The sequence below is a fragment of the Pantoea sp. BJFS-204 genome (assembly GCF_049310725.1).
GTDB lineage: Bacteria > Pseudomonadota > Gammaproteobacteria > Enterobacterales > Enterobacteriaceae > Pantoea > Pantoea agglomerans.
Genome location: NZ_JBMOWE010000005.1, coordinates 121,206 through 141,438, shown reverse-complemented (window position 1 = coordinate 141,438; position 20,233 = coordinate 121,206). Strand labels below are relative to the sequence as shown.

The window sequence follows — 20,233 nt, the reverse complement described above, 5'->3', positions numbered from 1 at the left end:
TACTAAGCCAAAAAAATGGCACACATTGTAACCCTAAAAACACCTTCCAGAGAAGATTGGTTGCAGCAACTTGCGGATGTTGTCACCGAACCTGATGAATTACTGCGGATTTTAGCCCTTGATCAGCACACTGAGCTGGCTGAAGGTGCGGATGCGCGGCGTCTTTTCGCCTTACGTGTACCGCATGCGTTCATCCGCCGGATGAAAAAAGGCGATGCGCACGACCCGCTGCTGCTTCAGGTACTGACCCGCCGCCAGGAATTCACTGATGCGCCAGGTTATAGCACCGATCCGCTCGATGAACAAAGCAACGTTGTACCTGGATTGCTGCATAAATACCGAAACCGGGCTTTATTGTTGGTAAAAGGCGGCTGCGCCGTCAACTGTCGCTACTGCTTCCGTCGTCATTTCCCCTATCAGGATAATCCCGGCAATAAGCGTAGCTGGCAGGCTGCACTGGACTATATCGCCAATCATCCCGAGCTGGATGAGATCATTTTCTCCGGCGGCGATCCGCTGATGGCGAAAGATCATGAGCTCGCCTGGCTTATCGCCGCGCTGGAACAGATCCCGCATCTGAAACGTCTGCGCATCCACAGCCGTTTACCGGTGGTGATACCGGCGCGCATTACCGATCAGCTCTGTCAGATGCTCAGCGAGACGCATCTGCAGGTGGTGATGGTGACGCACATCAACCATGCCCAGGAGATTGATGATGAGCTGCGTGAGGCGATGAGCAGCCTGAAGCGTGCTGGAGTGACCCTGCTGAATCAGAGCGTCCTGTTGCGTGGCATCAACGATAATGCGCAGACGCTGGCCACCCTGAGCAATGCGCTATTTGATGCCGGCATTCTGCCCTACTATCTGCACGTGCTGGATAAGGTACAGGGTGCGGCGCATTTCTTTGTGTCAGATGACGAGGCCCGCCAGCTGGTGCGTGCATTACTGTCACAGGTCTCCGGCTATCTGGTGCCAAAGCTGGCGCGTGAAATTGGCGGAGAGCCAAGTAAAACACCGTTAGATTTACAGTTACGTCAGGAATAAAAACGGCCAGCAAAAGGCTGGCCGGTTCAATTTGGCAGACTGCCTGATTCACATTATGGGCACTTGTAGACCTGGCCGGTCATTTTGCTGTCGAGTGGCGCAAACGCGGATAACAGGTTCTGCGTCGGACTGGTTGCCCCATAAATCACGTTACCGCCCATCTCCGCTGCGCGATTGCGCAGGTCGTTTGCTGCGCCACGCAGTGCGCTGGTTTCGCCGCCCGCACCGCTCAGCCAGTTGCTCTGAGAGCCGGTAATATTGCCCAGAAGCTGACAGGTATTGCCAGGCTGCTGATCGGTGAACGTCACGCGCTGTCCTGCTGAAGAGAGTTGCGTAGAGCTGCTGCAGCCCGCCAGCAATAACGCGCCAGCCGTCAGTCCGAGCAAGAGGTTAATCCGCATTGTAATCCCCATTTATTATCATCAGAGTCGGGTGGCAGCGTAGCAGAAAAAGGATTTTTCTTTCTGCACATTCATTGCCCTTATCCCGTTATATCGTCTCAATATTTCACGCCGCTTGCAGGCTGGCAAGCGTGCCGATGCTGGTGAATAAAATGAAGCCAGTCGATCAGTCGGCGCAGCCGCAGACAGCGTGACATATCAAGAGGAAAGACGAACGATTGCGCCTTACTTATACTATTTTCCCACCCAAAAGAAAAACCCCCGACCGTTTCCGATCGGGGGTTCTTTGATGACTTAAGCAGTCAACGGCAATTACATCATGCCGCCCATACCGCCCATGCCACCCATACCGCCAGCGCCGCCGCCTAAATCAGGTGCGTCACCTTTTGGCAGGTCAGTGACCATACATTCGGTTGTGATCATCAGACCCGCAACAGAGGCCGCGTACTGCAGAGCAGAACGGGTCACTTTGGTTGGATCCAGGATACCGAAGTCGATCATGTTGCCGTACTCTTCAGTCTGCGCGTTGTAACCGTAGTTACCGTCGCCCGCTTTCACGTTGTTAGCGACAACAGATGGCTCTTCACCGGCGTTAGAAACGATCTGACGCAGTGGAGATTCCATCGCGCGCAGCGCAACTTTGATACCGACGTTCTGATCTTCGTTCTGACCGCGCAGATCAACCAGCTGTGCTGCCACGCGAACCAGCGCCACACCACCACCAGCAACCACACCTTCTTCAACGGCAGCACGGGTTGCGTGCAGCGCATCTTCAACGCGGGCTTTCTTCTCTTTCATTTCAACTTCAGTTGCTGCGCCTACTTTCAGAACGGCTACGCCGCCTGCCAGTTTCGCTACGCGCTCCTGCAGTTTTTCTTTGTCGTAGTCAGACGTTGCTTCTTCGATCTGCTGACGAATCTGGGTTACACGGCCCTGAATTGTCGCTTCTTCACCCACACCGTCGATGATGGTGGTGGTGTCTTTGTTGATCACAACGCGTTTTGCCTGGCCCAGATCTTCCAGAGCCGCTTTCTCCAGTTCCATACCGATCTCTTCAGAGATTACGGTACCACCGGTCAGGATAGCGATATCCTGCAGCATAGCTTTACGACGGTCGCCGAAGCCTGGTGCTTTAACCGCAGCCACTTTCACGATGCCGCGCATGGTGTTAACCACCAGTGTTGCCAGCGCTTCGCCTTCAACATCTTCCGCGATGATCAGCAGTGGTTTGCCGGCTTTCGCAACGGCTTCCAGCACTGGCAGCATTTCACGGATGTTAGAGATTTTCTTGTCAGCCAGCAGGATGAACGGAGATTCCAGTTCAATCGCACCCGTTTCTGGCTTGTTGATGAAGTAAGGTGACAGGTAGCCGCGATCAAACTGCATACCTTCAACCACATCCAGCTCATCCTGCAGGCCGGTGCCTTCTTCAACGGTGATCACGCCTTCTTTACCCACTTTCTCCATCGCCTGAGCAATCAACTGGCCCACGGTTTCATCGGAGTTAGCAGAGATAGTACCTACCTGCGCAATCGCTTTAGAGTCAGAGCAAGGAACAGACAGCGCTTTCAGTTTCTCAACCGCAGCGATAACAGCCTGGTCAATACCGCGCTTCAGGTCCATCGGGTTCATACCCGCTGCGACCGCTTTCAGGCCTTCGGTGATGATAGACTGTGCCAGTACGGTTGCAGTGGTGGTACCGTCGCCCGCAGCGTCGTTCGCTTTAGAGGCAACTTCTTTCACCATCTGCGCGCCCATGTTCTCGAACTTGTCTTCCAGCTCGATTTCACGTGCCACAGAAACACCATCTTTAGTGATGGTCGGTGCACCAAAAGATTTATCCAGGACTACGTTACGGCCTTTAGGACCCAGGGTAACTTTTACTGCATCTGCCAGTACGTTCACGCCACGCAGCATTTTTACGCGTGCGTCATTACCGAATTTTACGTCTTTAGCTGCCATCTTTAAATATCCCTTAAATTCGTTTCGTTCAGTGAATTACGCGTAAAAATTACGCTTCAACAACGGCCAGAATGTCGCTCTCAGAGATGATAAGCACCTCTTCGTTGTCGATTTTCTCGGTTTTCGCGCCGTAACCTTCGCTGAAGATCACGATGTCGCCAACCTTCACGTCCAGCGGCTTAATGTCGCCACTCTCAAGGATGCGGCCATTGCCGACAGCCAGTACTTCACCACGGGTGGATTTACCGGCTGCGGAACCGGTCAGCACGATGCCGCCAGCTGATTTAGCTTCAACTTCTTTACGCTTGACGATAACGCGATCGTGCAATGGACGAATTTTCATTTGATAGCTCTCCTTTGAGAAGTCCAATCATTCAGTTTTGGGGTTGAACACCGGGCTGCATGGCTTCCGGCCTCGTGACCAGAGAGATAGGGCCGCTGCCACCCACTTTCAAGGGGGCGGACAACAAATTTTTTACGTGTGAGTGATAAGTGATGGCTTTTTGAACAGATGATGGGGCAGATAAAAAACGCAACCCGTAGGTTGCGCCAGCGTGCTGACAAACTCAGTACAGGATGACCCTGGCAGCAACGGCTAAGCTCAGGGCGCAGGAAACAGGGTCAGAAGAGGAAAGCGGCCCGCGCCACGGATGGCGCGGGCCGAGAAGTCATGGATGACGATTTTGCGACTTTCCGATCTGACCCTGTTCCCTGTGCGGCTCCGGTCTCACAGCTGGCCGGGTCAGGCTTTTCAACAATCTCACGCAACCCGTAGGTTGCGCTTTCAGAGGTGACAGCTGCGGTTAACGATCCTTGTGATCGTCATGATGCTCAAGGCGATCGCTCTCTTTACGCTCGAACTCGCCATCCATGGTGTAGCCGCTGTCTGGACCGGCTCCCGGCCCCCGCCAGACGCGCAGATGAGGCATCAGCTTCAGCGTCAGATGTTTCTGCACCGGTGGCAGCAGCAGCAGCAGGCCCAGCAGGTCGGTAAAGAAACCAGGCAGCAGCAGCAGGAAACCGGCGATGATCAGCGACACGCTTTTGATCATCTCATTGGCCGGGCTTTCATTACGTGCCAGCTTCTCCTGCATCAGCATAAAGTTTTTCATGCCCTGATTTTTGACCAGCGAGACGCCGATGCACGAGGTGAAGACCACCAACAGCATGGTAAGCAGCACGCCCATGACGTGTGCAACCTGAATGAAGAGGGAAATCTCAATCCAGGCCAGAACGAAAAAGACTAATAACGGTATCCAGCGCACCGTACTCTCCTGTAAGTAGGGGCTGAACGGCAGCGTGCCGGTCAGCAGAAAGCGTTCATCCTGAGGATGATAAGAAAAGAGATGGGCACCCGAGCCGCCATTTTCAACCGATCCTGTCAAATTTATCCTGCGGGGTTAATTTTGTAACCAACTTCACATATCGTTAACCAGGCTGCAGCATTAAGTGATCTGCATGCGTGCTTTTCATATGCATCAGAATATGATCGCACACGCCCCTATGAAGACGGATAATATGTCGGCACGGGTACACCACGACAAAATAAACACATCCTTTGTGATGGTTAGCGGCAACAACAAGAAGGTTATCATGGCGAACAACATTCGTATCGAAGAAGACCTGTTAGGTATGCGCGAAGTTCCGGCGGATGCCTATTATGGCGTTCATACTCTGCGTGCGATTGAGAATTTTTATATCAGCAACAGCAAAATCAGCGACATACCTGAATTTGTCCGCGGCATGGTGATGGTAAAAAAAGCGGCGGCGATGGCCAACAAAGAGCTGCAGACCATCCCGCGCAACATTGCCGATACCATCATTAAGGCCTGCGACGAAGTGCTTAACAACGGCCGCTGTATGGACCAGTTCCCCGTGGATGTTTATCAGGGCGGTGCCGGAACCTCGGTCAACATGAACACCAATGAAGTGCTGGCGAACATCGGCCTTGAGCTGATGGGCCACCAGAAAGGGGAATATCAGTACCTCAACCCCAACGATCATGTGAACAAATGCCAGTCCACCAACGACGCCTACCCAACCGGTTTCCGCATCGCGGTCTACAGCTCGCTACTGAAACTGCTTGATGGCATCAGTCAGCTGGCCGAAGGCTTCCAGCACAAAGCCGATGAATTCCAGACCATCCTGAAAATGGGCCGTACCCAGTTGCAGGATGCCGTGCCGATGACCCTCGGGCAGGAATTTCACGCCTTCAGCGTACTGCTGAACGAAGAGACCAAAAGCATTCTGCGTACCGCTGAACTGCTGCTGGAAGTGAACCTGGGCGCGACCGCCATCGGCACCCGCCTCAACACGCCGGAAGGCTATCAGCACCTGGCGGTACAGCGTCTGGCGGAAGTCAGCAACCTGCCGGTGGTGCCGGCGGAAGATCTGATTGAAGCAACCTCCGACTGCGGCGCCTATGTGATGGTCCATTCATCGCTGAAACGTCTGGCGGTGAAGCTCTCTAAAATCTGTAACGACCTGCGCCTGCTCTCCTCTGGCCCGCGTGCAGGCCTGAATGAAATCAATCTGCCAGAGCTGCAGGCGGGTTCCTCTATCATGCCCGCCAAGGTCAATCCGGTTGTACCGGAGGTGGTAAACCAGGTCTGCTTCAAAGTGATTGGCAACGACATCACCGTGACGATGGCCTCTGAAGCGGGCCAGCTGCAGCTCAACGTGATGGAGCCGGTGATTGGCCAGGCGCTGTTTGAGTCGATCAGCATTCTGACTAACGCCTGCTACAACCTGCTGGAGAAGTGCATCAACGGCATTACCGCCAACCGCGCGGTGTGCGAAGCCTATGTCTTCAACTCGATTGGTATCGTGACTTACCTTAACCCTTACATCGGCCACCACAACGGCGACATCGTCGGCAAAATCTGTGCGGAAACCGGTAAAAGCGTACGTGAAGTCGTGCTGGAGCGCGGCCTGCTGACGGAAAGTGAGCTGGACGATATCTTCTCGGTGCAGAACCTGATGTACCCGGTTTATAAAGCCAAACGTTATACTGATGAAAACGAACAGTAAGGTTTAACCGACGCTGGTTAACCAAAGGCACACCGCGATCAACACGGTGTGCCTTTTTTTTTGTTAAACAGCACACCCGGCTATTACCGGTTTATCTTTCAGGAGTCATTCATGTTTGTGGTTGAGCTGCTTATCGTCTTGATGGCGATCTGGTTGGGCGCACGTCTTGGCGGCATTGGTATCGGGTTCGCAGGCGGAATGGGCGTGCTGATCCTGACGCTGGGATTTGGCATGGCACCCGGTGCTATTCCGTTCGATGTGATTGAAATCATCATGGCGGTGATCGCCGCGATAGCCGCCATGCAGGTGGCAGGCGGGATGGATTATCTGGTGAGTCTGGCGGAACGCCTGCTGCGCCGCCATCCACGCCACGTTACGCTGCTGGCCCCACTAGTGACCTACCTGATGACGCTACTGGCCGGTACCGGACATACCGCGTTCTCAACATTACCGGTGATTGCCGAAGTGGCGAAAGAGCAAGGCGTTCGCCCTTCCCGGCCGCTGTCGATTGCGGTAGTGGCTTCGCAGATCGCGATTACCGCATCACCCATTTCAGCCGCAGTGGTTTTCTTCGCCACTTTGCTTGAGCCGCGCGGCGTCAGCTATATCACGCTGCTGGCGATTGCCATCCCCTCAACCATGGTGGGCCTCTTCCTGGCGGCTCTGGTGACTAACTTCTTAGGCCGTGAGCTAAAGGATGATGAGGTTTATCAGGCGCGTCTCGCCAAAGGCGAAGTCACGCTGCGCGGCGCCAGCCTCTACCAGGCAAAACCGGGCGCGAAAAAATCGGTGCTGCTGTTTCTGACGGGCATTGTGGCCGTGGTGCTTTATGCCACCGCGACCAGCGCCAGCGTCGGGCTGATCGTCAATCCGCCACTGCCACGCAATGAAGCGATTGTGGTGTTTATGCTGACCATCGCCACGCTGATCAGCCTGACCTGCAAACTCGACACCAGCGAAATCCTCAGCGCCAGCACCTTTAAGTCCGGCATGAGCGCCTGTATCTGCGTGATGGGCGTCGCCTGGCTGGGCGATACCTTTGTGAAGGCACATCTGGCGGAGATTCAGATGCTGGCGGGCGACACGCTGAAAACCTATCCGTGGATGCTGGCGCTGGTGCTGTTCTTCGCCTCGATGCTGCTCTACTCGCAGGCTGCGACCACCAAAGCGCTGATGCCCGCCGCGCTGCTGCTGGGCGTTACGCCGCTTACTGCCATCGCTTCCTTCGCGGCGGTTTCAGCGCTGTTTGTGCTGCCGACCTACCCGACCCTGCTGGCCGCAGTAGAGATGGATGACACGGGTTCGACCCGGATTGGCAAGTATGTGTTTAACCATGCCTTTATCATTCCCGGCGTGATCGCCATTGCGCTGTCGGTGCTCTCTGGCTTCATTTTTGGCGGATTGCTGCTATAAGCGCACTCCTCGTGTTACGGATGGAGCATGCTATCATCGGCGCTCTTTAAAACAGGAGTCACAGGATGAATGCTGTCGTTATCCTCTGCACCACACCCGATCAGGTCACGGCGGAGCACCTTGCTGGCTTAGCGCTGGAAGCCAGGCTGGCGGCCTGTGTCACACTGCTGCCGGGCGCCACCTCCTGGTATCTCTGGCAGGGAAAAATGGAGCAGAGCAACGAAGTCCAGATGCTGCTGAAATGCGACAGCGATCATCAGCAGGCGCTGTGTGATCTGCTCCAAGACGCTCACCCTTACGATGTGCCCGAACTGCTGGCGCTGCCGGTTCAATATGGAGACAGTAAATACTTGTCATGGCTGCACGCATCTCTCGCTTAATTACGCTTCTGCTGACGCTGTTTATCGGCCTGCAGGCGCACGCTTCACTCTTTTCAAATCCGGGGACCAGTCGCTTTGTGCCGGTCGATCAGGCCTTTACTTTTGACTTCGACCAGCAGGGCGCGCAGCTCAACCTGCACTGGAAAGTGAAATCGGGTTACTACCTCTATCGCCAGCAGATCCATATCACACCGCAGAACGCGACCATCGCGCCGTTAACGCTGCCGGCCGGTCAGCCGCATGAAGATGAATTCTTCGGCAAAAGTGAAATCTATCCGCAGGATCTGACGCTGCCGGTGACGCTGCAACAGGCGGCCAGCGGCGCCACGCTCAGTGTGACTTATCAGGGCTGTGCCGCCGCCGGATTCTGTTATCCGCCAGAGACGCGCAGCGTTCCGGTAAGTGCGGTAACCGCCAGCAGCGCACCGCCGCCGGTCAGCGCTCAGCCCGCGCCCGCCAGCCCGCTGCCTTTCTCGCCGCTCTGGGCGCTACTGATTGGTATCGGTGTCGCGTTTACGCCCTGCGTACTGCCGATGTATCCGCTGATCTCCGGCATTATCCTTGGCGGACAGCGCCACTATTCGCTGGGCCGGCTGTTCGCGCTGGCGATGGTCTATGTGCAGGGGATGGCGCTGACCTACACGCTGCTGGGAGTAGTCGTCGCGGCAGCGGGCCTGCGCTTCCAGGCCGCGTTGCAGCATCCTTATGTGCTGTTCACGCTCTCACTGCTGTTTATCGTGCTGGCGCTGTCGATGTTCGGCCTGTTTACGCTGCAACTGCCCGCCAGCCTGCAAACCCGCCTGACCCTGTGGAGTAATCGTCAGCAGGGTGGCTCGCTGCCCGGCGTCTTCCTGATGGGCGCGCTGGCAGGTTTGATCTGCTCGCCCTGCACCACGGCCCCGCTCAGCGCCATTCTGCTTTACATCGCGCAGAGCGGAAATCTGTGGGCCGGTGCCGGGACGCTGTGGCTCTATGCGGTCGGAATGGGATTACCGCTGATCGCCGTGACCCTGTTTGGTAACCGGCTGCTGCCGAAAAGCGGCCCGTGGATGCAAACCGTTAAAGAGGGCTTTGGTTTTGTCATCCTGGCGCTGCCGGTCTTCCTGCTGGAGCGGGTGCTGGGCGATGCGTGGGGATTGCGACTCTGGAGCCTGCTCGGCGTCGCGTTCTTTGGCTGGGCGTTCAGCGTCAGCCTGCGCGCCAGCAGTGGTAAGTGGCGCGTAGTGCAGATTATCATGCTGGCCGCTGCGCTGATCAGCGCACGCCCGTTGCAGGACTGGGCCTTTGGCGGACCGGCGCAGCAGCAGGCTGTGGCACCGCTGCCGTTCCATACTATCCAGACGCCGCAGCAGCTTGATAGCGCGCTGCAGCAGGCCCGCGGCCGCATCACCATGGTTGATCTCTACGCTGACTGGTGCGTCGCCTGTAAAGAGTTTGAAAAATATACCTTTAGTGACAGCGCCGTGCGCGATAGCCTGAGTCAGGTACAGCTGCTCCAGGCTAACGTCACCGCCAACAACGCCAGTGACAACGCGCTGTTGCAGCACCTTCAGGTGCTGGGCTTACCGACGATTTTGTTCTTTGATGCGCAGGGCCGCGAAATCGCCGGATCGCGCATCACCGGGTTTCTCAATGCCGCCGAGTTCCGGGCGCATTTGCAGAAACTTACCCCGTAAACAACACTGGAGTCAGGTCATTGCCCGGTGCCTTACCGGGCCTGCATACCAGAGGAGAGTCACTTGCAGCGTGAACAGATACTCGAGCATGCATTGAATGTGCTTGAACAGAACGGCCTCGCCGCCACCCTCTCATTGGAAACCCTGGCGGGATCCGAATTAACCCATGACCAGCTTCAGCAGTTCTGGCCCGATCGTGACGCCCTGCTCTACGATGCGCTGCGCTATCACGGGCAGCAGATTGATACCTGGCGACGCCAGATCCTGCTGGATGAATCGCTGTCGCCCGACCAGAAGCTGATGGCACGCTATGAGGTCCTGAGTGAGCAGGTCAGCAAAGGACGCTTTCCTGGCTGCCTGTTTATTGCCGCCTGTAGCTTCTACCCGCAGCCCGATCAGCCCATCCATCAACTGGCCGAACAGCAGAAACGCGGCTCATGGCAGTTCACCCACGACATTCTGGTGGAGCAGGCGCTGGACAACCCCAGCATGGTGGCCGATCAGATGGAGCTGATTCTTGAAGGCTGCCTCAGCAAGCTGCTGGTGAAGCGCAATGTGCAGGATGTCGCCACCGCACAGCGGCTGGCGGAGGATGTTTACAGCATCGCGCTGTGTCGTAAAAATGGCGCGCTGGCCTGAGGTTTTACCCGCTTTGACTGAAAATCAGGCAATCAGTCACGTTTCCAGGGGTTTTTTGGTGAAAGCCGTTGACGACCCGCGGCCTTTACGGTTTAATGCGCCCCGTTGCCCGAATAGCTCAGTCGGTAGAGCAGGGGATTGAAAATCCCCGTGTCCCTGGTTCGATTCCGGGTTCGGGCACCAAAATTTAAAGAACCCGCCTCTGGCGGGTTTTTGCTTTTGTGGAGCGAACCCGTTATCGAAGGTTCGATACACTCGCCACATCCTGTGGCTCACCCTCCGGGTCGCGCGAAGCCGCGCGATGCAAAAATGCTCCCGGCATTTTTGTCCGGGTTCGGGCACCATATTTAAAGAACCCGCCTCTGGCGGGTTTTTTGCTTTTGTGTAGCGAGCCCGTTATCGAAGGTTCGATACACTCGCCACATCCTGTGGCTCACCCTCTGCTTCAGCACGCCACCCACACTGCACCGGCATCCGCCGATTTCACGCACTGCGCGACCCAGCGCACGCCCATTAATCCGGCATGCACGTCGGGATACCAGAAATCCTGCAGGAAGTCGGTGTCACGGCGATCGGTGGCATCCATCGCCAGTGCGAAGCGACGATAAAGATTGGACCAGGCTTCAAATAACCCCTCGGTATGCCCTCCGCCAATGCGGTCCTCTTCCAGCGCGCGCGGATTAAGATAGCCCATGCCGCGCTCCAGAATGCGCACAGGCTCGCCCTGCACTTCATAGCGCAACTGGTTCGGCTGCTCATCCCACCACTCCAGACTGGCTTTCGATCCGACGACCCGAATCTTCTGCCCGTGCATCGATCCGGCATTCACCGCCGACGCCCATAACGTGCCGACTGCGCCGTTGTCATACTCCATCATCACAAAGGCGTTATCCTCCAGCGGCGCACGCGACGCGACAAAGCTCTGACGCGAACAGAGCAGACGCGTCACTTTCAGCTGTGGCAACATCGTTTCTGCGATAAATAACGGATGCGTCGCCAGGTCGCCTAACACGTAACTCGGGCCGACAAAGCGCGGATCGACCCGCCAGCGGGTGCTTTCACTCTGCAACTCCACCGCCTCATTATGGAAGCCGTGAGCAAACTGCATGTTAACGATGCGGATCTCACCCAGAGCCCCTTCGGCGATCATTTCCCTGGCCTGATGAACCAGCTGATGCCCGGCGTAACCGTAGGTGACGCCAACAACCTTCTGCTTCTCCCGGCTCAGCTGCTCCAGCTCATCCGCCTCTTCGACCGTAAAACAGAGGGGCTTCTCGCACACCACATGCAGCCCGGCGTTAAGCGCCGCGCGGCAAATGGCGAAATGAGTATTATTAGGCGTGGCGACAGACACCGCCTCAATGCCATCTTCACGCGCGGCTTCCCCGGCGAACAGGCTGGCATAATCGGGATAACAGCGGTCCGGTGCCACACCCAGCGCCTGACCAAACTCACGCCCGCGTGCGGCATCAATATCAAATGCCCCCGCCAGCAGCACAAAGTTTCCGTCACGCTGTGCCGCAGAGCGATGGATATACCCAATCTGGCTGGTGCCGCCGCCGCCGATCATGCCCCAGCGCAGCGAGCGATTAGCCGCTTTTTTACCGTTAATCATGCTGTTGTCCTCAAAATCCTGTTGATCGGAGATAGTCCAGGCTGGCTTTAACATCCCGCAGACTGGTGTCGGCATGGCGCGGATCACGCTCCTGTTCGATGGTGATCCAGCCCTGATAGTTACGCTCAGTCAGCAGCGTGCGCACCGCCGGATAGTCAATTGCGCCCTGCCCCAGCGGACACATCACCCCCTGCGCGCAGGCAGTGAAAAAGTCGAGTCCGTGAGAGAGGGCGTCTCGCCAGACCCGCTGGTTAACGTCTTTGAAGTGGAGGTAATCGATGCGGGTCCAGTACTGTTGCAGCGAAGCGATCGGATCCATCCCGGCGTAATAGAGATGGCCGGTATCCAGGCATAAACCAGCCACCTGATGCGGAATATCACTGACCAGCCGCGCAAGCTCATCGGCAAACTCAATGCAGCCGCCCGCATGCGGATGGATCACCGGTCGCACGCCATACTCCTGCCAGGCAATCTCACTCAGAATGGTGATGTGTCGCATCATGCGCTGCCAGTCGTCAGCGGAGAGCCGTGGCGCTTTTTCTGACTGACCGGCATATTTCGCCCGCTCCGGATTCCCGAAGTCGATGACCACCAGATAAGGCGCGCTGGCGCCGGGCGTTTTGACGGCGGCTGGTACGCTGGCCAGGGTACGGCACAGGTTGTGGGTCAGCGTCACCAGTTCAGGGAAATGCGCTTCACTGACCAAATCATCAAAAATCGTACCCGCCACCAGCGAAAGCTGATGCGCATTAAGCTGCCGGGTCAGTTCGGCTGCATCCGCTGGCAGATAGCCCCAGGGGCCAAGTTCAATACTGGGATAGCCAGCCTGAGCGGCCTCGGTCAGGACTTTCTGCCATGGCGGCAGCCAGGGATTAGCGGGATCGTCGACGCCCCAGCTACAGGGCGCATTAGCAATGTGAAAGGTCATGATATCTGCCTGTGCAGTGAGAACTGCTGGCAGTATCAAATGAAAATTTCATCTCAGACAACAATGAAAGTTTCATTTTTTGATAGAGATCGCGTTTAAATATTTCTTTATATGATAGTTTTCTATCAAATACCCGCTAACCTGCTCTTTCTACAGGTTTTCACGCGTCACGATTTCAAAGGGTACGGTCACCTGAGCAAAATGGTCGCGCTGTTCCATCCGGCTGTTGAGGCAGGTGGCGATCACCGCCGCAGCCATGGCATCAATACGATGGCGCAACATCAGCGTAATGGTGCCATCAATCAGCGCCAGCTCATCGCCGGGCAGCGGACCGTGGCACAGCAGATCGATCTGCCTGCGTCCGCTGTCACGCAGCGCCTGCACCACGCCCTCTATGCCGCCGCAGGGCGCATAAATCATCACCAGATCATCATGGGTGTCCAGCAACTGCCGGGTCGCCTGATAGCCTCCTTCACCCGACTCATGCGTTTTTAACGGTTCCAGTACCCGCTGGCTGATGCCTGACTCGCGCAGGTAAGAGCGGAAACTGATCTCGCTGCTCTCCTGGCAGGTAAAGCGGTGATCGCCCAGCAGCACCCCAACGCATCCCGGCTGACGCAGCAGATGCTGTGCCATCCAGGCCGCCGTACGTCCCGCTTTCTGATTATCAATGCCGATAAACCCCGCATGCTCACAGGGCGAGAAATCAGAAAACAGCGCGTAAACCCGCACGCCCAGTCGGGACACATCCTGAATCGCGTGACGAATCAGCGGATGATCCAGCGCCACCAGCGCAATCACATCACTGCGCTGTGCCAGCAGACGCAGCGAGTGCGCCACCGCCTCCACTTCATGAATATCATGCCAGCAGAATTCAGGTTCGCTGCCCTGTGGCTGCTGCACCTTAAGCTGCTGTTTCAGCACCTCGCCCAGCTGCTGATAAAACGAATAACGGGCAGGCAGCAGGATAAAGCTCACGCGAACTGTTGCCGTAGCGAGCGGCGATGTTGTCCGGATGTGTGCCTGCGTCAGGTGATAGCCCAGCTCGCGGGCCGCAGCCAGCACTTTCTGCTCGGTCACGCTGCGCACCGGCGCGCGGCCATTCAGCACCCGATCCACGGTGGCCACGCCCACGCCCGCCGCCTGCGCAATAGCGGTCATCGTCACTTTTGACATCATCCTTCTCCCTGCTTCTGCTCTCTGTAGCGCTGGCTGACGGCTACGCCTATATATTCTGTTGTCTGAGACATCAACACTCTATCGCGGCACAGCCATTTCCTCTCATTTATTTGATAGAAAGTCAGCGTTAATCTTGATCGTCCTCGCAAAATGAAACATTCATTTCTTTCTGCATTCTCTTTAAAACGCCCATTTGCTAAAACGGATAAAAATCCTGCGCCGATCGGGTTGATGGGATCACATCATTAAAAGGTTAGAGCGACGACGGCGGGCTTTCTATAGTGGAGCCCTGAGCAGCACCTGCCTGCACGTACAAAAGGAAAAGTTATGTTCCCTTCAACGCTTCCGGTTCCACGCCTGACCGCTGCCAGCCAGGTACCACAGTTGCGCTGGGGCATTATCGGGCCGGGCTGGATCGCCGACCATTTTGCCCATGCACTGCGCAAGCATACCCATCAGCAGATCACCGCGGTGGCTGCGCGTGACCCGGCAAAAGCGCAGGCCTTTGCCGACAAATGGTCAATCAGCCATGCCACGGGCAGTATCGACGTGCTGCTGGCGCGGGAGGATGTGGATGCGGTCTATATCGCTACGCCCCACAACCACCATTTTCCCGATGGTCTGCGCGCGATTGCCGCCGGAAAGCATCTGCTAATTGAAAAGCCGCTGGCGCTGAATGCTCAGCAGGCGACACAGCTTAAACAGGCTGCCGCTGCCGCGAACCTGCTCTGTATGGAGGCGATGTGGTGCAACTTCACACCGAAATATGACGTTATCCGTCAGCTGCTGGAGGATGGCGTGCTCGGCGATGTTCACACCCTGATTGCCGATCATGGCGAGTTTTTCACCCCGGATCATCGCATCTTCAATGCCGATCTGGCGGGCGGCCCGATGCTGGATCTGGGCAGCTATCTGGTGGCGCTTAGCGTGTTTGTTGGCGGCGGTGCGCCTGACACGATCGTCGCCCGGGGCCAGTCCGTCCCGGATGGGCGTGTAAACGGTCAGACGTCGATGCTGTTTACCCATCAGCACGGCATGCATTCGGTGCTGAATACCACCCTGTTCAGCAACACGCCAGGCGGCGCGGTGATCGCCGGACGCGAGGCCACGCTGGAACTGGCGGGCCAGTTCTATGCGCCCGGTAACTTCACACTGACCTCCAGCGATCGGCGTCATCGCCTGCAGTGGCAGGAGCCTGCCAGCCGCTATGAACAGCTCTGTCATGAAATTAACCACTTCGCCTGGTGTATCGGCCAGAACCGGATCGATTCGCCCATCCATTCGCTTGACCAGGCGATTACCACCCTGGCCGCGATGGACAACGTCAGGCAGCAGATTGGCGTGACCTTCAATGAAGAACAGCAACCTTAATGTGCCCGGAGCAGAAAGATGAAAATCGCTTTTGATGTGGATGTGATTAAAGATTTAGGCATCACCCGTATGGTTCATCAGGTGGCCGACTGGGGATACAAATATATCGAACAGTCGCCGCATCCGCAGATCAACCCGTTTTATAAGCATCCTAAAGCCAGCCGTGAAATCATCACCGAGTATAAGAATGCGTTAAACGCCACCGGGCTGGAGATCTCCTCGTTTATCGTGGTCTATCGCTGGTCCGGCCCGGATGAGCTGCGTCGTCAGGCGGCGGTGAAGAACTGGAAGCGGATGATCGAGATTGCGGTTGAGATGGGTGTGCAGGTGATCAACACCGAGCTCTCCGGCACGCCTAACGAGCCGGAAATCTGTGAAGAGATGTTCTATCGCTCTATGGAAGAGCTGCTGCCGATCATCGAACGTGAAGGCATCCGCGTCGAAATCCAGGCCCATCCGTGGGATTTCTGCGAAGAGAACAACGAAACCGTGGATATCGTGAAGTCGTTCCGCAGCGATAATGTGAAGTATATCTACAGCGCGCCACACACTTTCTTTTATGACAAAGGCAAAGGTGATGTGAAACCGATGCTGGAGTATGCCGGTGACGATCTGTCGCATATGCTGATCGCCGACACCATGAACCATACAAAACACTGTCGCTACATCGTTAACCCGCCAGGGGTGGATGCCACCATTCACCAGCATGTCGGCGTGGGCGAAGGCGAAGTGGACTTCGACACCCTGTTTAAAACGCTGCGCGACACTGGCTTTGCCACCCGCAGTTATAAAGTCGGCGGTGAACCGATCATCGCGGCGTCTCTGTTTGGCTACCCGGAAAAGATGAAGGTTCAGGCGGTAGAAACCCGCGAACTGATTGAGCGTGAACTGCTGTAACCCTGCCTGCCGTGCAGTCGCTGCTGACTGCACGGCCACCTCCGCTCAGGATAACGAACCACCTGCCTGACACACTTTTATTCACTTTTCTCCTGTGCCGCTGCCCGCCTGACATCAGCCCCCTGCAGCACGGCCTTGCGCAGCCAGCAGAGTTAAACCCCCTTCGCAGCACCTGCTACACTCCAGACCAATACCACACCATAAGGCGAACTTTCATTATGTCGGAAAATGCATATCAGCCCGCAAAAGTCTGGACCTGGGACCCTGAAGCCAAAGGTAACGGCGCTAAAACTAATCGTCCGTTCGCTGGTCCCACCCATGAAAAAGCGTTGCCGGTCGGCAAGCATCCTTTACAGCTCTATTCGCTTGGCACGCCTAACGGCCAGAAAGTGACCATCCTGCTGGAAGAGCTGCTGGCGCTTAACGTCAACGATGCGGAATATGATGCCTGGCTGATCCGTATCGGCGAAGGCGATCAGTTCTCCAGCGGTTTTGTCGACGTAAACCCGAACTCGAAAATCCCGGCGCTGAGCGACCACTCAGCAACGCCGCCGATTCGGGTATTTGAATCGGGCAACATCCTGCTCTATCTTGCGGAGAAGTATGGCTACTTCCTGCCGAAAGATATCGCTGGCCGCACCGAAACCCTGAACTGGCTCTTCTGGTTACAGGGCTCAGCGCCTTACCTGGGCGGTGGTTTCGGTCATTTCTATCACTACGCGCCAGAAAAAATTGAGTACGCCATTAACCGCTTCACGCTGGAAGCGAAGCGTCAGCTCGACGTGCTGGATCGTCAGCTGGCAGATAACCGCTATCTGGCCGGTGATGACTACACCATCGCTGATATCGCCACCTGGCCGTGGTACGGCAACATGGTGCTGAATGACCAGTATGGCGGTGCCGAATTCCTGGATGTGCAGTCCTATAAAAATGTGGTGCGCTGGGCGAAAGAGATCGCGCTGCGTCCTGCTGTAATTCGTGGCCGCAAGGTCAACCGTGTCATGGGCGACCCGGCCGATCAGCTGCACGAGCGTCATGATGCCGCTGACTTCGATACCAAAACCCAGGATAAAAAAGCTTAAGGAGAGACCTGTGAGTGCATATGTTGTATTTATTCGTGATAACACCCTGAACCAGGACGAAATGGCGATCTATGCCGAGAAAGCGGGCGAGGCTCGCGGCGATCATCAGATCAATCCTCTCGCCTTTTATGGCGAACTGGAAACGCTGGAAGGACAGGAAGCGGAAGGCGTGGTGATTCTGGAATTCGCGAGCCGCGAAGCCGCACATGCCTGGTATGACAGCCCGGAATATCAGGCTGCCAAAGCGCACCGTCTGAAAGGCGCGAACTATCGCGTGGTGCTGGTAGAAGGTGTGGCTAAGTAAAGATACAGGCGGCAGCGATGCCGCCTTTTCTTATTGCAGTGTGATACGCGCCACGCCATCCAGCCCCTGACTGCTGTGATCGTCATTGAAGCCCTGCTTCAGGGTGACGAACAGGGTCTGCCCGTCCGGTGAGACCAGCAGACTGTTGGGATGGCTATTAAATGACCAGCTGTTTTTCACCTCATAGGTGGTGCCATCCAGCTGCAGCACCTTCTTCGATTCGCGCTGGCTGATATAAATCTCATTGCGCTTGCCATTAAACTTAATCCCTAGTGAGTCGCCCGGATTCAGACGCTTAATGACCTTGCCGCTGCGCTCATCAAACACCAGCGTATTTTTCGCTTTTGAATTATCCGTAACAAACAGGCGACCGGTTGCCGGATCCTCGGCCATATTCAGGAACAGATACTCCTGCCCGTCACCCGCCGTCAGGCGCTGCTCGATTTTGTTATTGCGCGGATTGATCACCAGGATTTCTCCGCTGCCGTTCGCCGCATAAATCCGGTCGCTGACCGGCGAGAAGATGATGCCTGTGACCCACTTCCCGGCATTTTTTATCCGGGTTTTCAGCGTCAGGGTTTTGGCATCAACCACCCAGATCACGCCCGGATCGCCCACGCCGCCGACATAGAGCAGCCCGTCATGCAGAAAGATTTCACGCGTGCCATAGGGCATGCCTTTCTCGTTTTTCTCGTCAAACATCAGGCGCTTCAGCACCTTACCGTTATCAGGATCGATCTTAGAGATACCGCCATCCAGCGTGTTGGTGGCGTAGAGTGCGCTGCCGTCAGGCGCACTGATCAGACCAAAGTTTTTCAGGTCGAAGTGTCCCGCGCCGGTGCTCTGCAGCGTGGAAGCATCAAGACGGTAGATCATGCCGCCGCTGATATCTTTAAATCCCTGCGCGCTGGCGACATAGAGGGCATTTTTTGCTGGCAGATAGGCCATCTCGTACAAACCTTCACCCAGCTCGCGCTGAATCAGGTTATCCGGGCTGGAGGGCTGCATCACCACCGGCGCACTGGCATCCACTTTTTTCGCCGGCATCTGGCACGCCGTCAGGCTGAAGGTGGTCACCATCGCCAGTGTAAGTGCCGCTGTACGCGGACTGAACAACGCTTTCATACTTAACTCCCCTATCTGCCTGCTGCTCCCGGCTGGCCACAACGCAGAGGACAGGCTGGAAATAAAAAGAATAAGAATCATACGCAGCCGCTAAAACGCTGTAAACGCAGCGGCACGCTGACGCAACCGAATCAGCTTAATGCGGTATGTTTATTGTCCGCAGGCGTCTGGCCGCGCCAGAAACTGCCTTTAAAAGCCTGGCTAATCAACCGATTGCAGATTGCTCTGCAGAAACGCCACAAATGCGGTAATACGCGCCGGAAGCTGACGCTGCGCCTGCCAGACCGCAAAAATATCGCCATCCGGTGCCTGCCAGTCGGGTAACACCGGCAGCAGTTCGCCCGTCGCCAGACTGTGCTGCGCATCCCACCAGGAACGCAGCAAGATGCCATGCCCATCCATCGCCAGCCGCATCGCCACTTCGCCATCGTTGGTGATCAGACTGCCGCGCACTTTCTGATTGATGCTCTGTTCGCCGCTGGTCAGTCGCCACAGGGTAAAATCGCTGTCGTGCTGGCGCAGTAAAATGCAGTTGTGTTGTGCCAGATCGCGCACTGTCTCCGGCAGACCGTGCCGGGCGGCATAGGCGGGTGAGCAGCAGAGAATGCGCGGATTGGTACGCAGTTTGCGCGCCACCAGCCGTGAGTCGGGCGGTTCCCCGACGCGGATATCAATATCCATGTGGGCATCAAGAAAATTAAGTGGCTGGCTGCTGAGCTGCAGCGACAGCGAGAGTTCCGGGTGCAGCGCGGCAAAAGCCGAGACGCAGGGCGCAATATGCCGACGGCCAAAGCCAAATGAGGCGTTAATGTTAAGTGTGCCGCGCAGCTGAGCGGTTTCGCCGCTGACCGCCTCTTCCAGCGCCGCCAGCTGATCCAGCAACGGACGCGCACCCGCCAGATATCGGCGCCCTTCCGGCGTCAGCTCCAGTCGTCGCGTGGTGCGGCGCAGGAGTTGCACACCAAGCCGCTGTTCCAGCTGGCTCAGACGTTTGCTTACCGCCGCCAGCGACAATCCCAGTTCGCGCGCCGCCGCAGTCAGGCTATCCAGCGCAGCCAGGCGAACAAAGAAGGCTAAATCATCGGTGGAGGTGCGGGATTCTCTACTTTTATTCAACACTGGATTGCCTTTCAGGCTCATTATTTCCCCGGAAGCGACAGTTATACTGCGTACACAATTCGAACATC

19 protein-coding genes and 1 tRNA gene are annotated in these 20,233 nt (G+C 56.4%); 11 read left to right on the top strand and 9 right to left on the bottom strand.

Features of this window, described 5'->3' with window-relative positions; all coding sequences use genetic code 11:
- The first annotated feature begins 15 nt into the window (after positions 1 to 15).
- On the top strand, positions 16 to 1,044 hold the full coding sequence (gene epmB / locus ACO6VX_RS15345; protein WP_033770862.1) for an EF-P beta-lysylation protein EpmB: 1,029 nt from the start codon (positions 16 to 18) through the stop codon (positions 1,042 to 1,044).
- Positions 1,045 to 1,097: 53 nt separating this feature from the next.
- Here epmB and ACO6VX_RS15340 read toward each other — a convergent pair whose 3' ends face one another.
- The 4 genes from ACO6VX_RS15340 to ACO6VX_RS15325 all read right to left on the bottom strand — a co-directional run bounded on the left by ACO6VX_RS15340 (position 1,098) and on the right by ACO6VX_RS15325 (position 4,672).
- Positions 1,098 to 1,445: a DUF4156 domain-containing protein gene (locus tag ACO6VX_RS15340; RefSeq protein WP_010251983.1), complete on the bottom strand. Its 348-nt coding sequence runs from the start codon at positions 1,443 to 1,445 to the stop codon at positions 1,098 to 1,100.
- A 312-nt stretch (positions 1,446 to 1,757) separates the two neighbouring features.
- A complete protein-coding gene (gene groL, locus ACO6VX_RS15335) occupies positions 1,758 to 3,407 on the bottom strand; it encodes a chaperonin GroEL (RefSeq protein ID WP_010251987.1) in 1,650 nt (549 codons plus the stop codon).
- A 49-nt stretch (positions 3,408 to 3,456) separates the two neighbouring features.
- Positions 3,457 to 3,750, bottom strand: a complete 294-nt coding sequence (locus ACO6VX_RS15330) for a co-chaperone GroES (protein WP_010251990.1) — start codon at positions 3,748 to 3,750, stop codon at positions 3,457 to 3,459.
- A 460-nt stretch (positions 3,751 to 4,210) separates the two neighbouring features.
- Positions 4,211 to 4,672, bottom strand: coding sequence for an FxsA family protein (locus ACO6VX_RS15325; protein WP_181955364.1), 462 nt, complete (start codon positions 4,670 to 4,672; stop codon positions 4,211 to 4,213).
- 328 nt (positions 4,673 to 5,000) lie between these two features.
- Here ACO6VX_RS15325 and aspA point away from each other — a divergent pair, with 328 nt between their 5' ends.
- The 6 genes from aspA (at position 5,001) to ACO6VX_RS15295 (ending at position 10,728) form a co-directional block, all read left to right on the top strand.
- The gene (aspA, locus tag ACO6VX_RS15320) at positions 5,001 to 6,437 is read left to right on the top strand and encodes an aspartate ammonia-lyase (protein ID WP_010251996.1); all 1,437 of its coding nucleotides are present in this window, start codon (positions 5,001 to 5,003) and stop codon (positions 6,435 to 6,437) included.
- A 111-nt stretch (positions 6,438 to 6,548) separates the two neighbouring features.
- Complete coding sequence (locus ACO6VX_RS15315) at positions 6,549 to 7,850, top strand: anaerobic C4-dicarboxylate transporter (protein WP_010252002.1); 1,302 nt, start codon at positions 6,549 to 6,551, stop codon at positions 7,848 to 7,850.
- A 65-nt stretch (positions 7,851 to 7,915) separates the two neighbouring features.
- Positions 7,916 to 8,230, top strand: a complete 315-nt coding sequence (cutA, locus tag ACO6VX_RS15310) for a divalent cation tolerance protein CutA (protein WP_422458183.1) — start codon at positions 7,916 to 7,918, stop codon at positions 8,228 to 8,230.
- Positions 8,206 to 9,906, top strand: coding sequence for a protein-disulfide reductase DsbD (locus tag ACO6VX_RS15305; RefSeq protein ID WP_187515186.1), 1,701 nt, complete (start codon positions 8,206 to 8,208; stop codon positions 9,904 to 9,906). Before cutA ends, ACO6VX_RS15305 begins: the two co-directional genes overlap by 25 nt.
- A 63-nt stretch (positions 9,907 to 9,969) precedes the next feature.
- A complete protein-coding gene (dicD, locus tag ACO6VX_RS15300; RefSeq protein ID WP_010672020.1) occupies positions 9,970 to 10,545 on the top strand; it encodes a division control transcriptional repressor DicD in 576 nt (191 codons plus the stop codon).
- 107 nt (positions 10,546 to 10,652) lie between these two features.
- Positions 10,653 to 10,728: transfer RNA gene (locus ACO6VX_RS15295), tRNA-Phe, on the top strand.
- Between the two features lie 262 nt (positions 10,729 to 10,990).
- On the opposite strand, the gene ACO6VX_RS15290 is transcribed toward ACO6VX_RS15295, so the two are convergent.
- The 3 genes from ACO6VX_RS15290 to ACO6VX_RS15280 all read right to left on the bottom strand — a co-directional run bounded on the left by ACO6VX_RS15290 (position 10,991) and on the right by ACO6VX_RS15280 (position 14,264).
- Positions 10,991 to 12,160, bottom strand: a complete 1,170-nt coding sequence (locus tag ACO6VX_RS15290; RefSeq protein WP_010252017.1) for a Gfo/Idh/MocA family protein — start codon at positions 12,158 to 12,160, stop codon at positions 10,991 to 10,993.
- Positions 12,161 to 12,170: 10 nt separating this feature from the next.
- Positions 12,171 to 13,088 carry a TIM barrel protein gene (locus ACO6VX_RS15285; RefSeq protein ID WP_422431771.1) on the bottom strand — a complete coding sequence of 306 codons (918 nt, stop codon included), beginning with the start codon at positions 13,086 to 13,088 and terminating at the stop codon, positions 12,171 to 12,173.
- Between the two features lie 150 nt (positions 13,089 to 13,238).
- On the bottom strand, positions 13,239 to 14,264 hold the full coding sequence (locus tag ACO6VX_RS15280) for a LacI family DNA-binding transcriptional regulator (protein ID WP_422431769.1): 1,026 nt from the start codon (positions 14,262 to 14,264) through the stop codon (positions 13,239 to 13,241).
- Between the two features lie 330 nt (positions 14,265 to 14,594).
- Between ACO6VX_RS15280 and ACO6VX_RS15275 the strand changes: the two genes are divergently transcribed.
- The 4 genes from ACO6VX_RS15275 (at position 14,595) to ACO6VX_RS15260 (ending at position 17,921) form a co-directional block, all read left to right on the top strand.
- Positions 14,595 to 15,638, top strand: coding sequence for a Gfo/Idh/MocA family protein (locus tag ACO6VX_RS15275; RefSeq protein ID WP_022625251.1), 1,044 nt, complete (start codon positions 14,595 to 14,597; stop codon positions 15,636 to 15,638).
- Between the two features lie 18 nt (positions 15,639 to 15,656).
- The gene (locus ACO6VX_RS15270) at positions 15,657 to 16,535 is read left to right on the top strand and encodes a sugar phosphate isomerase/epimerase family protein (protein ID WP_010252025.1); all 879 of its coding nucleotides are present in this window, start codon (positions 15,657 to 15,659) and stop codon (positions 16,533 to 16,535) included.
- Positions 16,536 to 16,753: 218 nt separating this feature from the next.
- On the top strand, positions 16,754 to 17,617 hold the full coding sequence (gene yghU, locus ACO6VX_RS15265) for a glutathione-dependent disulfide-bond oxidoreductase (RefSeq protein ID WP_010252027.1): 864 nt from the start codon (positions 16,754 to 16,756) through the stop codon (positions 17,615 to 17,617).
- A 10-nt stretch (positions 17,618 to 17,627) separates the two neighbouring features.
- Positions 17,628 to 17,921, top strand: coding sequence for a DUF1330 domain-containing protein (locus ACO6VX_RS15260; protein ID WP_010252030.1), 294 nt, complete (start codon positions 17,628 to 17,630; stop codon positions 17,919 to 17,921).
- A 30-nt stretch (positions 17,922 to 17,951) separates the two neighbouring features.
- Here ACO6VX_RS15260 and ACO6VX_RS15255 read toward each other — a convergent pair whose 3' ends face one another.
- Entirely contained in the window at positions 17,952 to 19,046 is a 1,095-nt protein-coding gene (locus tag ACO6VX_RS15255) for a YncE family protein (RefSeq protein WP_062759354.1), read from the bottom strand.
- Between the two features lie 201 nt (positions 19,047 to 19,247).
- Positions 19,248 to 20,186: a LysR family transcriptional regulator gene (locus ACO6VX_RS15250; protein ID WP_022625248.1), complete on the bottom strand. Its 939-nt coding sequence runs from the start codon at positions 20,184 to 20,186 to the stop codon at positions 19,248 to 19,250.
- Positions 20,187 to 20,233: the final 47 nt, after the last annotated feature.